This window comes from Ottowia sp., assembly GCF_047601385.1.
GTDB lineage: Bacteria > Pseudomonadota > Gammaproteobacteria > Burkholderiales > Burkholderiaceae_C > Ottowia.
Window position 1 is genome coordinate 1,693,924 of the sequence record NZ_JASGJP010000001.1, and the last position, 15,160, is coordinate 1,709,083.

At 71.8% G+C, this 15,160-nt stretch carries 11 protein-coding genes; 5 read left to right on the plus strand and 6 right to left on the minus strand.

Going from position 1 to position 15,160, the window contains the following annotated elements; genetic code table 11:
* Positions 1 to 100 precede the first annotated feature (100 nt).
* Both QM772_RS08230 and QM772_RS08235 read left to right on the plus strand, forming a co-directional pair.
* Positions 101 to 1,048 carry a LysR family transcriptional regulator gene (locus QM772_RS08230; RefSeq protein WP_415135353.1) on the plus strand — a complete coding sequence of 316 codons (948 nt, stop codon included), beginning with the start codon at positions 101 to 103 and terminating at the stop codon, positions 1,046 to 1,048.
* 171 nt (positions 1,049 to 1,219) lie between these two features.
* Positions 1,220 to 3,466, plus strand: a complete 2,247-nt coding sequence (locus tag QM772_RS08235; protein WP_415135355.1) for a malate synthase G — start codon at positions 1,220 to 1,222, stop codon at positions 3,464 to 3,466.
* A gap of 90 nt (positions 3,467 to 3,556) precedes the next feature.
* Here QM772_RS08235 and QM772_RS08240 read toward each other — a convergent pair whose 3' ends face one another.
* Both QM772_RS08240 and QM772_RS08245 read right to left on the minus strand, forming a co-directional pair.
* Complete coding sequence (locus QM772_RS08240; RefSeq protein ID WP_415135357.1) at positions 3,557 to 3,784, minus strand: helix-turn-helix domain-containing protein; 228 nt, start codon at positions 3,782 to 3,784, stop codon at positions 3,557 to 3,559.
* 409 nt (positions 3,785 to 4,193) lie between these two features.
* Entirely contained in the window at positions 4,194 to 4,532 is a 339-nt protein-coding gene (locus QM772_RS08245; protein ID WP_415135359.1) for a TraR/DksA family transcriptional regulator, read from the minus strand.
* A gap of 50 nt (positions 4,533 to 4,582) precedes the next feature.
* On the opposite strand from QM772_RS08245, the gene QM772_RS08250 reads away from it, so the two are divergent.
* The 3 genes from QM772_RS08250 (at position 4,583) to QM772_RS08260 (ending at position 7,136) form a co-directional block, all read left to right on the plus strand.
* On the plus strand, positions 4,583 to 4,816 hold the full coding sequence (locus tag QM772_RS08250; RefSeq protein ID WP_415135361.1) for a cysteine-rich CWC family protein: 234 nt from the start codon (positions 4,583 to 4,585) through the stop codon (positions 4,814 to 4,816).
* Positions 4,817 to 4,882: 66 nt separating this feature from the next.
* The gene (locus tag QM772_RS08255) at positions 4,883 to 6,361 is read left to right on the plus strand and encodes a DHA2 family efflux MFS transporter permease subunit (RefSeq protein ID WP_415135363.1); all 1,479 of its coding nucleotides are present in this window, start codon (positions 4,883 to 4,885) and stop codon (positions 6,359 to 6,361) included.
* Between the two features lie 7 nt (positions 6,362 to 6,368).
* Positions 6,369 to 7,136: a class II glutamine amidotransferase gene (locus QM772_RS08260; RefSeq protein WP_415135365.1), complete on the plus strand. Its 768-nt coding sequence runs from the start codon at positions 6,369 to 6,371 to the stop codon at positions 7,134 to 7,136.
* A gap of 61 nt (positions 7,137 to 7,197) precedes the next feature.
* Here the strand turns inward: QM772_RS08260 and QM772_RS08265 are convergent, their stop codons facing one another.
* From QM772_RS08265 to QM772_RS08280, 4 genes are all read right to left on the minus strand, one after another.
* Positions 7,198 to 8,862 carry an MFS transporter gene (locus tag QM772_RS08265; RefSeq protein WP_415135367.1) on the minus strand — a complete coding sequence of 555 codons (1,665 nt, stop codon included), beginning with the start codon at positions 8,860 to 8,862 and terminating at the stop codon, positions 7,198 to 7,200.
* 279 nt (positions 8,863 to 9,141) lie between these two features.
* The gene (locus QM772_RS08270) at positions 9,142 to 10,071 is read right to left on the minus strand and encodes a hypothetical protein (RefSeq protein ID WP_415135369.1); all 930 of its coding nucleotides are present in this window, start codon (positions 10,069 to 10,071) and stop codon (positions 9,142 to 9,144) included.
* 16 nt (positions 10,072 to 10,087) lie between these two features.
* Positions 10,088 to 11,785 carry a hypothetical protein gene (locus tag QM772_RS08275; RefSeq protein ID WP_415135371.1) on the minus strand — a complete coding sequence of 566 codons (1,698 nt, stop codon included), beginning with the start codon at positions 11,783 to 11,785 and terminating at the stop codon, positions 10,088 to 10,090.
* A gap of 219 nt (positions 11,786 to 12,004) precedes the next feature.
* The gene (locus QM772_RS08280) at positions 12,005 to 15,154 is read right to left on the minus strand and encodes an efflux RND transporter permease subunit (RefSeq protein ID WP_415135373.1); all 3,150 of its coding nucleotides are present in this window, start codon (positions 15,152 to 15,154) and stop codon (positions 12,005 to 12,007) included.
* Positions 15,155 to 15,160 lie beyond the last annotated feature (6 nt).

Consider the following 15,160-nt stretch of genomic DNA (forward strand, 5'->3'; position numbering starts at 1 on the left):
TTACGCCGCCCCGGCGACGGCGGCTGGCTGACCGCGATTGTGGGTAGCGCCTTGTCCTGCATCCAATGCAAAATGCGGGCGCATTCATACCAGCACCGTCATGAATCGAGCCCCCCTGGACCTCCAGCGCAAGCTCACGCTCAAGCAGTTGCGCCTGCTCGGCGTGCTGGGCGAGGAGCTGAACCTGAGCCGCTCGGCCGAGCGCCTGCACACCACGCAGCCGGCGCTGTCGCGCGCGCTGGCGCAGCTCGAAGGCGTGGTGCGGCGGCCGCTGTTCGAGCGCACCACCAAGCGCGTCGTGCCGACGCCCGCGGGCCTGGCGCTGATACAGCATGCCCACCGCGTGCTGGCGCAGATCGACCTGGCCGAGCAGGACCTGCTGGGCCTGCAGCAGAGCACGCACGCCCCGCTGGTGGTGGGCGTGCTGCCGGTGTTCTCGCACGAGCTGCTGGCCGCGGCCGTGACGCGCGTGCGCGCCGTGCTGCCCGGCGCGCTGCTGCGGATACGCATGCTCGACCAGGTCGCGCTGTACGAGCAGCTGCTGGACGGCGGCATCGACCTCATGCTGGCGCACGCCGAGATCCGGGTGGACCTCAACCGCGTCGAGGTGCGCCCGCTGTACGAGGAGCACAACGCCGTGCTGTGCGGCCCGCAGCACCGCCTGGCCCGGCGCCGCAGGGTCGGCTGGGCCGAGCTGGCGCGCGAGGCCTGGGTGCTGCCGCCGCAGGGCACGCCGCTGCGGCCCAAGCTGGACCGCCTGCTGTCGGTGCACCGCTCGCCGGGACACGAAACGCTGGACGTCGAAACCGACTCCTCGCTGCTGGCCATGCAGCTGCTGCGCCACGCGCCGCTGCTGTGGAGCATCGCCAGCCGCCTGGCGGCGCTGCTGGAGACCTCGGGGCAGCTGGTGCGCCTCAATGCGCCCAGCGACCTGGTACGCGGCCCGATCTGCTGCATGAAGCTGCACGACCGCGTGCCCTCCACCGCCATGCGGCTGCTCATGGACGGGCTGGAGGTGGCGGCGCGCGAGCAGCGGCCCGGCGCCTGAGCGCGCCCCGCAAGCCAGCCGGCCCGCGCCTGAAACCTTCACCTTTGCAAAATCGTCATAAGTTTTTCTATCCTGGCGTCGTTTATTGCCTAAAACAAATCGAATACATTGCCAGCGAGGGCGCCGCAGCGGCGCCCGGCCTTTTCCTGAACCCGCCCCGAGGACCACCCCATGACCGCACGCACCGCCACCCACGACCTCCAGGTCGCCACCCCGCTGTACGACTTCGTCAACGCCGAGGTGCTGCCCGATCTGGGTATCGCGCCCGACGCCTTCTGGCGCGGCTTCTCGGCCATCGTGACCGATCTGGCGCCCAAGAACGTCGCCCTGCTGGCCGAGCGCGACCGCCTGCAAAAGGAGCTGGACACCTGGCACCAGGCCAACCCCGGCCCCATCAAGGACATGCGCGCCTACCGCGCCTTCCTGGAGCGCATCGGCTACCTCGTCAAACCACCGGCGCAGGCCAAGGTCACCACCACCAACGTCGATGACGAGCTGGCCGTGCAGGCCGGCCCGCAGCTGGTGGTGCCCATCCTCAACGCCCGCTACGCGCTGAACGCCGCCAACGCGCGCTGGGGCAGCCTGTACGACGCGCTCTACGGCACCGACGTGATCCCCGAGACCAAGGGCCTGGAAAAAACCGGCAAGTACAACGCCAGGCGCGGCGCCAAGGTGATCGAGTGGGCGCGCCACGTGCTGGACCGCACCGCGCCGCTGAAGAAAGGCTCGCACGTCGATTCCACCGGCTACGTGGTGAAGGACGGCGAGCTGGTGGTCAAGCTCAAGGGCGGCAAGAGCAGCAAGCTGGCCGACGGCAGCCGGTTCGTGGGCTACCAGGGCGAGGCGAAGGCGCCCACGTCCATCCTGCTGGTGCACAACGGCCTGCACCTGGACATCCGCGTCGACCCGGCCTCGGCCATCGGCCGCAACGACCCGGCCGGCGTGGCCGACCTGGTGGTCGAGGCCGCCGTCTCCACCATCCTCGACCTGGAGGACTCGGTGGCCGCCGTCGACGCCGAGGACAAGCTGCTGGGCTACCGCAACTGGCTCGGCATCCTGCGCGGCACGCTGACCGAGTCGTTCGACAAGGGTGGCAAGACGGTGACGCGCGGCCTGAACCCCGATCGCGTCTACACCGCCGCAGGATCGGAAGGCGCCGCCAAAGGCGGCGCGGGCCAGCGCAGCGTGCGGCTGCACGGCCGCTCGCTCATGTTCGTGCGCAACGTCGGCCACCTGATGACCACCCCGGCCATCCTCTACAAGGCGGCCGACGGCAGCCTGAAGGAGATCCCCGAAGGCATCCTGGACGCGGCCGTCACCACCGCCATCGCCATGCACGACTTGAAGGGCCTGGGCAAGGACGGCCTGCGCAACTCGCGCAAGGGCAGCGTCTACATCGTCAAGCCCAAGATGCACGGCCCGGCCGAGGTGGGCTTCGCCGCCGAGCTGTTCGGCCGCGTCGAGAAGCTGCTGGGCCTGAAGGACAGCACCGTCAAGCTGGGCATCATGGACGAGGAGCGCCGCACCAGCATCAACCTGCAAGCCTGCATCGCCGCCGCCCGGTCGCGCGTGGCCTTCATCAACACCGGCTTCCTGGACCGCACCGGCGACGAGATGCACAGCTGCATGCAGGCCGGCCCGGTGTACCGCAAGGGCGACATGAAGACCAGCGCCTGGATCCAGGCCTACGAGCGCAACAACGTGCTGGTGGGCCTGGCCTGCGGCCTCGCTGGCCGGGCGCAGATCGGCAAGGGCATGTGGGCCATGCCCGACCTGATGGCCGAGATGATGAAGCAGAAGATCGGCCACCCCCGGGCCGGCGCCAACACCGCCTGGGTGCCCAGCCCCACCGGCGCCGTGCTGCACGCCATGCACTACCACCAGGTGCTGGTGAGCGACGTGCAGAAAGCCATGGAAGCCGACCTCGCCAAGGCCGACCCGGCCGCGCTGCGCGACGAGCTGCTGACCGGCCTGCTCTCCATCCCCGTGGCGGCCGAGGCCAGGTGGAGCGCCGCCGAGCGCCAGCAGGAGCTGGACAACAACGCCCAGGGCATCCTGGGCTACGTGGTGCGCTGGGTGGACCAGGGCGTGGGCTGCTCCAAGGTGCCCGACATCCACGGCGTCGGCCTGATGGAAGACCGCGCCACGCTGCGCATCAGCAGCCAGCACATGGCCAACTGGCTGCTGCACGGCGTGGTGAGCAAGGGCCAGGTCGAGGCCACGCTGCAGCGCATGGCCGCGCTGGTGGACCAGCAGAACGCGGGCGACCCGGCCTACCGCCCGATGCACGGCAACTTCAAGAAATCCGCCGCCTTCCAGGCCGCGTGCGAGCTGGTGTTCAAGGGCGTGGAGCAGCCCAGCGGCTACACCGAGCCGCTGCTGCACGCCTGGCGGCAGAAGGTGAAAGCCGGCGCCTGAACCCGGATTGCTATCTTAAAAATAGCTGCCAGCGCTTGTCCAGCAAGCGCTGGCAGCCTTTTTTATGCATAACCCAAGCGCGGCCCCGGCCTACAGCCTGTCCACGAAGGACGGCAAATCCGAGCCCAATGCCTCGACCCAGAGCTTCAACTCGATCACATCCAGCCGCCGCACCCCGGTCTCGACCTTGCTCACGTTCACCTGTGTCCAAGCCAGCCGCTCGGCCAGTTCGGACTGTGTGACCCCTTGCGCCTGGCGCAACTCGCGGAGCTGGGTCAGGAGTGCCTGATACTGCGTTGTATAGAGAGACTTGTGCATCGGCCGGGGCGTCCGGCCGGCACAATGAATGCGAAACCGAAATATGCGAAAATCGCGTACAGCACGCTGTCACCACATCCATCATCCGGCCAGTACGCTGGCCGGGAGGCACCAGCAGACCAGGAGGGCCCGGCCGTTCGCGGGCGATCGTTTGGACCGGGTTCAGGCGCCCGGCACGGTCATCGGACGCGAAGCGCGCCACATGGCGCCGGCGTTCGTTCAACCCATGAACAACGGGGCCAAGGCCGAAGCACGGGAAAAACGTGCGGCCGAAAAGAGCCCGCTCCCGGCATTGCGGCGGCTGGGATCACGGCCGCCGGCCCGGCCCACGATTGCTTCATGAAAGATAGCTGCCAGCGCTCGCTGGGCAAGCGCTGGCAGCTCTTTCAATCACGAGAAGCGCCGTCCCTCAAGCGGGCTGGGCCTGTTCCCACTCCGACTTGCACTGCACGCCGTGCCGCGTCATCGGCTCCGCCTTCAGGCGCTCGAACGGGCTCGGGCGGCCGCATTCCTCGCAGTCGCCGTAGCCGCCGTCCGCCATCTCGTCCAGCGCGGTCGGCGCCGCGTCCACCTCGCGCGTCTGGTGGGCCAGGCGGCCGCGCTCGTCCTGCGACACGCTGCCGCCGGTGTTCTCGGCCGGCGCCAGGTTGGCGCGGCTCTGCGCCACCTGGGCCTGCAACGCCTGGCGGCGGGCCTCCAGCAGAGCCGTCAGCTCCTGCAACTGGGGTGCGGTCAGGGCCTGGATCACGCCGTTTCCTCTGTGATCGCCGCAGGGGTGTCTTCCCCCAGAATACCCGCATGGAGCTTGCCGACACCGCCCCCGCCCCTGCGCGCTGCCCCTTGTGCGGCGGCCCGAACGGCTGCGCGATGGCAGTGCCGCGCGCCGCGAACGGCCTGCCGCCAGCCTGCTGGTGCATGGCGGCCGCCTTCCCGCCCGCGCTGCTGGCGCGCGTGCCGCCGGCCGCGCGCCGCCAGGCCTGCATCTGCGCCCGCTGCGCCGCCGCGCAGCCGCCGGACTCCCCCGGCGAGTAAAGCCGGGCTGCAAGCCACGCGCGGCGCGGCTATGCTCGCGGCTGCCCCAGCCTCCTCCCCCGCCCCATGCCGCCCCAGAACGAAGCCCCCTCCGGATCCAGCGCCGCGCTCGCCGCCCGCTATGGCGAGCGCTACCGCTGGCTGCTGCTGCTGTCGGTGATGGTAGGCACGGTGGCCGCCATCATGTCGTCCACCGTGGTCAACGTGGCCATCCCCGGCCTGTCGCACCAGTTCAACCTGGGGCAGGCGCGCGCGCAGTGGGTGACCAGCGGCTTCATGGTGGCCAGCACCGTGGCCATGCTGACCACGCCCTGGCTGCTGGCGCGCTTCGGCTACCGCGCCACCTACAGCGGCTGCATGTGGATGCTGCTGGCCGGCGGCCTGCTGGGCGGCTTCGCGCAGAACTTTCCCCTGGTGCTGGCCGCGCGCGTGGCCGAGGGGCTGGCGGCCGGCGTGGTGCAGCCGATCCCGGCGCTGATCATCATGCGCGCCTTCGAGCCGCACGAGCAGGGCCGCGCCAGCGGGCTGTTCGGCATGGGCGTGGTGCTGGCCCCGGCCGTCGGCCCCTCGATCGGCGGCCTGCTGGTGGACTGGTTCGGCTGGCGCTCGATCTTCTTCATGGTGACGCCGTTCTGCATCGCCTGCCTGTACCTCGCGCGCCGCTACGTGCCCGTGACGGCGCCCGGCGGCGCGGCGGCCAGCCGCGACGAGGCGCTGGACTGGGTGGGCCTGACGCTGGGCACGGCGGGCACGCTGTGCCTGCTGAACGGCCTGGTGGCGCTGAGTGGCGGCCCCGCGTGGGAGGCCGGCGCGCTGCTGGCGCTGGCCGTGCTGAGCGCGCTGGCCTTCGTGGCCTGGCAGCGGCGGCGCTCGGCGCGCGGCCAGGCGCCGCTGATGGACCTGGCGCTGTTCGCCTGGCGGCCCTTCGCCATGGGCTCGCTGGTGGCGCTGATCTACGGCACCGCGCTGTTCGGCTCCACCTACCTGCTGCCGGTGTACATGCTGATGGGGCTGGGCCTGTCGGCCACCAGCGTGGGCGGCATCCTGATGCCGGCGGGCATCGCGCTGGCGGTGGTGATCCCGCTGGTGGGACGGCTGGCCGACCGGCAGCCGACCCGCCTGCTGGTGAACATCGGCCTGTCGCTGCTGGCTCTGTCGTTCGCGCTGATGGTCACCATCGGCTTGCAGGCCAACCTGTGGTGGCTGATGGTGTACTGCATCGTCGGCCGCGTCGGGCTGGGCTTCATCCTGCCCTCGCTCAACCTGGGGGCGATGCGCGGGCTGGCGCCCGAGCTGCTGGCGCAGGGCTCCAGCGTGATCGGCTTCGTGCGCATGCTGGGCGGCGCGGCGGGCGTCAGCCTGTGCGGCATCGTGCTGGAATGGCGGCTGGCCGCGCACGGCACCGCGCTGACCGACGGCCGCCACCCGGCGGCGCGGCTGGCGGCCTTCGACGAGGTGTTCCTGATGCTGGCCGCGCTGTGCGCGCTGGCCATGCTGGCGGCGCGGGGCTTGAGCCAGGGCAGCCGGCTGACGCCACCCAGATAATGCCGCCATGTGCCAACTGCTGGGAATGAACTGCAACACGCCGACCGACGTGACCTTCAGCTTCGCCGGTTTCGCGCAGCGCGGCGGGCGCACCGACCACCATGCCGACGGCTGGGGCATTGCCTTCTTCGAGGGGCGCGGGGCGCGGCTGTTCATCGACAGCAGCGCGGCCTGCGACTCGCCGGTGGCCGAGCTGATCCGCCGCTACCCGATCAAGAGCCGCAACGTCATCTCGCACATCCGCAAGGCCACGGTGGGCGACGTGCGGCTGGAGAACTGCCACCCCTTCGTGCGCGAGCTGTGGGGCCGCTACTGGGTGTTCGCCCACAACGGCGACCTGAAGGACTACGCGCCGCGCCTGCACGGCCAGTTCCGCCCCGTGGGCAGCACCGACAGCGAGCTGGCCTTCTGCTGGCTGATGCAGGAGCTGGCCAAGGCGCACGCCACGGTGCCGCCGGTGGAGGAGCTGACGCGCACGCTGCGCGAGCTGCTGCCGCGGGTGGCGCGCCACGGCACCTTCAACATGCTGCTGTCCAACGGCGAGGCGCTGTGGGCGCACGCCAGCACCAAGCTGTGCCACATCGTGCGCCAGCACCCGTTCGCCAGCGCGCGGCTGGCCGACGAGGACCTGGCCGTGAACTTCGCCGAGCACACCACGCCGGCCGACCGCGTGGCCGTGGTGGCCACCACGCCGCTGACGCGCGACGAGACGTGGACGCCGTTCGCGCCGGGCGAGCTGCGCGTGTTCGTGGACGGCGCGCTGCAGGCCGCCTGAGCGCATTTGCTCCTAATTCAGTAGCTGACAGCGCTTTCCCTGCAAGCGCTGGAGCCCATTTTCATGATGAAGCCCGCCGCTTCGGCACCCGGCGGGGGCGGGGCACGGGGGCGGCGGTGCTCTCGCGCAGCAGGCGCCGCACCAGGGGCGGCTCGCCGCCCACGTGGAAGGCCCACTTGCGCTCGCGCAGCGCCACGTCGGCGGCGGTCACGCGCTCGAAGCGGCGCAGGTGGTCGGTCCAGGAGGCGTCCTCGATCACCTCGACGAAGTAGCCCGGCTCGTTGATGTCCGACAGCAGCTCCCAGGCCACGGCGCCCTGGCGCAGGCGCGCGCGGCGGCTTTCCTCCATCAGCGCGCGGAAGGCCGCCGCCTGGGCCGGGTCGATGCGGTATTCGATGGTGACCACGACGTGGCCGCTCTCGGGCGGGGCGGCGGCCTCGGGCCAGGGCTGCGGGCCGGCGGGCGTGGGGTCGTCGATCATGCCGCGGTCGGGCCAGCGCCAGTTGGCCAGCGCCATCGCCGCCGCGCCGGCGGCGGCGGCGATGCCCAGCGCCCAGGGCACGCTGGACCAGGTCGCCACCTGGCCCCACGCCGCCGCGCCGGCGGCGCTGGCGCCCATGATGGCCATCTGGTACATCGACATGCCGCGCGCGCGCACCCAGTCCGGCAGGCTGGTCTGCGCCGACACGCTGAGCGTGTTGGCGGTGGTGATCCAGGCCGCGCCGCCCAGCGCCATGGCCAGCACGCCCAGCCACAGGCTGTGGTTGACCGCCATCACCGCCGTGGCGAGGGACTGGCCGCAGGCGCCCAGCAGCACCAGGCGGTCGCGCGCGAACGCGCGGCGCAGCCGGGGCAGCGCGAAGGTGGAGGCGATGGCGCCCGCCCCCATGGCCGCCAGCAGCACGGTGAAGGTGCCGGCGTTGCCGCCGTCGATGGCGCGCGCGGCCAGCGGCAGCAGCGCCAGCAGCCCGGTGGAATGGAAGAAGAAGACGGCGATGCGCAGCAGCACGCCCTTCAGGTGGTAGGACTGCGCCAGGTACTGCACGCCCACGCGCATGGCGCCGCGCAGGCTCTCGCGCCCCAGCCGGCTGGGGCGGTGCTCGCGCCGCCAGCGCGAGATGACCACCGCCGCCGCCACCGACAGCACGGCGTTGAGCAGGAACACCCAGGCGCTGCCCAGGCTGGCGATGACGGCACCGGCGACCAGCGGCCCGAGGATGCGCGAGGCGTTCATCGACACGCCGTTGAGCGCCAGCGCCGCCGGCAGCTGCGGGCGCGGCACCAGCTCGGGCACGATGGCGGCGAACACCGGCCAGCGCATCGCCAGGCCGATGCCGTTGAGGAACACCAGCAGCAGCAGCAGCGGCGGCGTGACCACGCCGGCGAACACCGCCGCCGACAGCAGCGTGCCGACCACCGCCATCCACACCTGGGTGAAGAACAGGAAGCGCTTGCGGTCCAGGATGTCGGCCAGCGCGCCGGAAGGCAGGCCGAGCAGGAACATGGGCAGCGTGGCCGCCGTCTGCACCAGGGCCACCCAGATGGGCTTGGACGTGAGCGTGGTCATCAGCCAGGCCGATGCCACGTCGTTCATCCACATGCACAGGTTGGCGATCAGCCAGGTGCTCCACAGCATGGCGAACACGCCGTGCCGGAACGGCGCCAGCGCGCCCAGGTCGTCGTCGGCGCCGACGGGCGGGCGGCTCGGGGGCAGGGCATCGGGCATGGCAGCCGATGATAGTGAAGCCCGCGGGGCGCCGCCTTTCATTCCGGCCGCGCATGGCCGGCGCAGCGGCCGCGCCCGGCGAACCGACCGCTGGCCGGCGCGGCACGCACCTGCTAGGAGTCTGCGCGGCAGAACCTGCGCCGGCTGCAACGCGCGAGAAAACGGTCCATCGCGGCGCTACCGCCTGCGCCCAGGGGGCCTACCCTGGGCTTGTCGGTATCACCACGCTGTCCTCGTTTTTCGCGCGTTTCGCTTCGGCGGCTTCTGCCGCGCAGACTCCTAGGGCGCCGCGCGCAGCCGCGCCGTATCGATCTGGAACACGAACGGGAAGCGCGCCGCCCAGTGCAGGTACTTGCGCGCGCCGGACTCCGACAGGCTCCACAGCCGGCCCGCCTCGTCCACCGCCAGGCCCTCCAGGCCCGGCACCATCGGGTAGCCGGCCCGAACCTGGCCCTGGCGGTCGAGCCGGTACAGCCGCGCCCAGCGGCCGTTGCTGGCCGACAGCCACAGCCCGCCCTCGCGGTCGAAGGCCGCGCCCTGCGCCTCCAGCGGCACCGGCAGGGATTCCAGCGCCTGCGCCTCGCTGATGGTCTGCCCGTCCAGTGTGTCGAACAGGCTGGCCGGCAGGCGGTACATGCGCGCCGCGCCGGGCTCGCGAGTCCAGGTGCCGATCCACGGGTCGCGCCCGTCGAAGGCGGCGTAGGCGCCGCGCAGCGCGCCGCCGAGCTTCAGCGTGCGCGCGGCGCCTTCGGTGCCGCCGCTGGCCAGCGCCCGCGCCAGGTCGATCAGGAAGAGCCGGCGCGTGTCGGCCAGCAGCAGCCGGCCCGGGCCGACCAGCACCAGGCCGCCGGCGTGGGTGCAGGCGCCCGGCGGGACGTCGAAGCGCCCGGTGACGGCGCCGCTGGCGGCATCGACGCGGAACACCCGGCAGGGGCCGCCGTTGGCCTTCAGGTCGGGCATCGGCCGGTAGGCGCTGACGTAGAGCACGCCGCCCGGGGCGCTGGCCAGGCCCTGGGGCACGTAGCCCTCGTCGAGGCCGGGCACCCAGATGCGCCGGCGCAGCGCGTCGGCATTGGGCACGTCCAGGGTGGCGCCGCCGAGGTAGCCGGGCGCCGCGCCGCGCGCCGGACCGCCGGCGGGCGCGGTGGCGCAGCCGGCCGCGAGGGCCGCGAAAAGAACGGCAAGGAGGACGGCAAGCAGGCGGCGCATGGCGGGAGGCGCCCGGTCAATCGGCGCCCGCGCGCCACACTCGCGCCAGCGTCGCCAGCTTGCCGCGCCAGGTCTGCCGCTGGTCGGACAGCGCGTCGATGAAGTCCGACAGACGCTGCGACTTGATCAGGGTGTAGAAGGTCAGCCAGGTGAAGAAGCCGGCGACGAGGATGAACATGCCCAGCTTGCGCCACCACGGCGCGTCGGCCTCGGCCAGCAGATTCATGCCCAGGAAGCCCGTGGTCACCGAGCCGATCAGGCCGAACAGCGTGACCACGGTGAGCCGCATCACGGTGTTGGCCTGCCGGCGCAGGCTGTCGGTCTCCAGGTAGGCGTTCATGTCGGCGATGCGGTCGCGCACCTCCTGGTAGAGCGCGTCGGTGTCCAGATGCCGCACGCACAGGGCCGAGAGGGCACGCACCTGCGCCTGCTCGGAAATCTGGTGGAACCAATAGCGGTGCGTGAAGCGCAGGAAGCGCTCGAAGGCGGCGCGGATCGAGCGCTTGAAGCGCTTGACGAGCCGCACGTCGCGGATGTCCAGCCGCTGCAGGGCCTCGACGAGCTGGGCCGAGAACATCAGCAGCGCGGCCTTCTGGAAGTGCGCGATCAGGAACAGCAGGAAGTGCTGGTGCCGGAACTGCGCCAGCACGCCGCGCAGCGGGCAGCGGAAGAACTCGGCGCGCGCGTCGCCCACCACCACCAGCGCGTGGCCGCTGCACAGGTAGCGCGTGTAGGGCGCGGCGCCGCCGGGGGACCAGAAGCGGTCGTAGCAGCAGCGCTGCTCGAAGTCGTCCAGGTGCTGCTCCGAAAAGGGCAGGTCGCCGTCGGCGCCGCCGGGGCCGGTGACCAGGCCCAGGCGAACGAACTCGGCGCGGGTGAGGCGCTGGGGCTCGTCCACAGCCAGGTAGGCCATCATGGGCATGCGGTAGTACTCGATCTGCCGGTAGCGGAGCGCGCCGACGGCACCGGAATGGTCGCTGACCAGCGGCCGCATGACGTAGTCCCAGTGGCTGGCCACGCGCGGCGCGCGGTGCTCGGACACGTGGGCGAGGAAGACCTCGCGCTCACGCGCGTCGGAGCTGGCCAGCACGGCGCCCTGCGCATCGAGCCATTCGACGCCGTGCATGCAGTGCAGCGCGGCGCCGTCGGGCTTCCAGCCGGCGGGGTAGGCGCGGCCGAAGCGGTAGAGCTGCTCGTGCGCCTGCGCCAGGCTCAGGTCGTCGGCGCCGACCTCGACGTTGAGGATCACCACGTCCACGTCGTAGAAGAAGTACAGGTCGATGTGCGCCACGTGCAGCGTCAGGGGCGCGTCGCCCGCCCGGGGCACCACGCGCAGCGCGGCGATGTCCTGGCGGCGGAACACGCGCATGGGCGAGTCGCCTCCGCGCTCGGCGCGGCCCTCGCCGCGAGAGCCGCCGCGGCCTTCGCCGTAGAGGAAGCGCTGCACGTAGGGCAGGAAGCTGACGAACTCGTTGTAGTGCCGCTCCTGGAAGCGCCCGCCGCCGCCGGCGTCGTATTCGTCCACCACCTCGCGCCAGGGCGAGGCCTCGCCCATGGCCTGCAGCAGCTGCCAGGCGGGCACCGTGTCGGGGCCCCGGTGATCGGGCCGCATCAGGCGCACGGGCCAGAGCAGCACCTGGCGCAGATGGCGGACGACGGGCGCGCCGGTACAGCCTGCCGGCCCAGGGGCGGATGCGGTGCGGGAATCTGTCATGGCCGGGCGCGGGAGTGGCGGTGGCCGCAGTGTAGGGGCGGCGCCCTGCGCGTGCCAGGGGTGGGGCGGGCATCCGCATCCAAGAACGTGTTCACGATCTCCTGAGCAGCGGGGCATGGCCGCCGCGGGCTCTCCCGCGGGTTCCGCGCGAAGGCGCGGCCCGAGGTAGCGCGCCGCGCGCCATTCGCACCTCGTCGCGGGGTTGGTTTTCTGGTGAATTCAGTGCGTCGCGCCGCGCCGGAACCGCCGCCCGAACCACTGCGCCACGTCGTCCACGTAGGTGAACACGGCCGGGATCACCAGCAGGCTGAGGAAGGTCGAGGTGATCAGCCCGCCGATCACCGCCACCGCCATCGGCGAGCGGAAGCTCGGGTCGGCCGCGCCCCAGCCGACGGCGATGGGCAGCATGCCGGCGCCCATGGCGAGCGTGGTCATGACGATGGGGCGGGCACGCTTGTGGCAGGCGTCCATCAGCGCGTCGAAGCGGCTCATGCCCGCGACGGCCGGCCGGCCGTCGCTGCCATCGTGCCCGCGCCGCGCCATGATGGCGTACTCCACCAGCAGGATGGAGTTCTTGGTCGCCACGCCCATCAGCATGATCAGCCCGATCAGCGAGGGCATGGAGAACGACTTGCCCGCCAGCAGCAGCGCCACGAAGGCCCCGCCCAGCGACAGCGGCAGCGCCGCCAGGATGGTGACCGGGTGCAGCACGTGGTGGAACAGCAGCACCAGCACCAGGTAGATGCACAGGATGCCGGTGAGCATCGCCAGGCCGAAGCCGACGAACAGCTCGCCCATCACCTCGGCGTCGCCGATCTCCACCACGCGCACGCCGGCCGGCAGGTTCTTCACCGCCGGCAGTTCCTTGGCCTTGGCGGCCACGTCGCCCAGCGCCTGGCCGGACAGCTCCACCTCCAGGTTGACGTTGCGCGCGCGGTCGTAGCGGTTGATGACGGCCGGGCCGCCGCTGTAGCTCAGCGTGGCGACCTGGCTGAGCGGCACCGGCCCGCGCGCGCCGGGCACGTGCAGGTGCGCCAGCACGTCCAGGTCCTTGCGCGCGTCGGTGGCGAGCTTGACGACGATGGGGATCTGCCGCTGCGCCAGGTTCAGCTTGGGCAGCTGGGCGTCGTAGTCGCCCACCGTCGCCACGCGCAGCGTCTCGGCGATGGCCTGCGAGGTCACGCCCAGGTCCGCCGCGCGGGCGAAGTCGGGCTGCACGGCGATCTCCGGCCGCACCAGGCTGGCGGTGCTGGTGATGCTGCCCAGGCCCGGCAGCGTGCGCAGGTCGGCCTCCACGCCGCGGGCGGCCAGCGACAGCGCGTTCGGGTCTTCGCCTTGCAGCACCAGGATGTACTTCTCGCCCGAGCCGCCCAGGCCGACCTTGCTGCGCACGCCCGGCAGGTCGGACAGCAGCTGGCGCAGGTCGGCCTCCACCACTTGCTTCTTCGGCCGCTCGGCGCGCGGGCTGAGCTGGATGGTGAGCGTGGCCTTGCGCACGTCGGGGTTGGAGGTGGCGAACGGGTCGCCCCCCGCCGAGCCGCCGCCCACGGTGGTGTACACGCTCTTGACGCAGGGGTTGCGCAGCAGGCGCGCGCGGGCCTGTTCGGCCGCCTGCAAGGTCTTGTCCAGCGTGGCGCCGGGCGGCAGCTCCAGGTAGACCTGGGTCTGCGAGTTGTCGTCCGGCGGGATGAAGCCGGTGGGCAGCAGCGGGATCAGCGCCACCGAGCCGATGAAGAACAGCAGCCCGCCGATCAATGTGACCAGCCGATGCCGCACGCACCACGCGGCCCAGCGGCCGTAGACGCGCAGCCAGCCGGGCTCATGGTGCGCCTTCGGATCAGGCTTGAGGATGTAGGCCGCCATCATGGGCGTGAGCAGGCGCGCCACCACCAGCGAGGCGAACACCGCCAGCGCCGCCGTCCAGCCGAACTGCTTGAAGAACTTGCCCACCACGCCCGTCATGAAGGCCGTGGGCAGGAACACCGCGATCAGCGTGAAGGTGGTGGCGATCACCGCCAGGCCGATCTCGTCGGCCGCCTCCATCGCCGCCTGGTAGGGCGGCTTGCCCATGCCCTGGTGGCGCACGATGTTCTCGACCTCGACGATGGCGTCGTCCACCAGGATGCCCACCACCAGCGACAGCGCCAGCAGCGACACCACGTTGATGGTGAAGCCGAACAAATACATGCCGATCAACGCCGGCAGGATCGACATCGGCAGCGCCACCGCCGCCACGAAGGTGGCGCGCCCGTTGCGCAGGAACAGCCACACCACCAGCACCGCCAGCAGCGCGCCTTCGGCCAGCATGTGCAGCGAGGCGTGGTATTCCTCCTCCACCGGCGTGACGAAGTCGAACGCCTCGGTGAAGCGCAGGTCGGGGTGCGCGGCCGCCAGCTCCGCCAGCGCCCGGCGCACGCCGGCGCCCACCTCGACCTCGCTGGCGCCGCGGCTGCGCGCCACCTCGAAGCCGACCACCGGCTTGCCGTCCAGCAGCGCGGCGGTGCGCGGCTCGGCCACGGTGTCGCTCACGGTGGCGACCTGGTCCAGCCGCAGGCTGCGGCCGTCCGGCAGGGCGATGGGCAGGGCGCGCAGCTGGCCGGCGCTCTGCACCGTGGCGAGCGTGCGCACCGGCTGCTCGCCCTGGCCCAGATCGACACGGCCGCCGGCGCTTTCCATCTGTACCTGGCGCAGCTGGCGCGACACCTCGGCCGCCGCCAGGCCCAGGCCTTGCAGCCGTCCCGGCTCCAGCGCCACCTGCACCTGCCGGTCGGCGCCGCCCACGCGCGTGACCGCGCCCACGCCGGGGATGGCGAGCAGGCGCTTGGCGACGTCGTTGTCCACGAACCAGGAGAGGTCGGCCGCAGTCATCGACGAACCTGCGCCCTCGCGGGCTGCGGTGCTGGCGCCTTCGGGCGGCCGGGCGGCGCCGCGTCCGGACGCCACCGCGAACGCCAGCATCGGCGACGACGCCAGGTCGAGCTTGGCGACGATGGGCTCGTGCAGGTCGGTCGGCAAATCGCTGCGCACGCGCGAGACGGCCGAGCGCACGTCGTCCACCGCCTCCTGCAAGTCCTTCTCCAGCCGGAACTCCACCATGATGCTGACGGCGCCGTCCACCACCGTGGTGCTGATGTGCTTGACGCCCTGCACCGTCGCCAGGCTGTTCTCGATCTTGCGCGCGACGTCGTTCTCCAGCTGCCCCGGCGTGGCGCCCGGCAGCGAGGCGGCCACCGTGACCATCGGCATCTCGATGTCCGGGAAGTTCTGCACCTTCATCTGGTGGAACGCGAACAGGCCGCCCAGCGTGAGCAGCACGAACAGCATCAGCGCGGGCACCGGGTTGCGGATCGACCAGGCGGAGAAGTTCATGGCGAT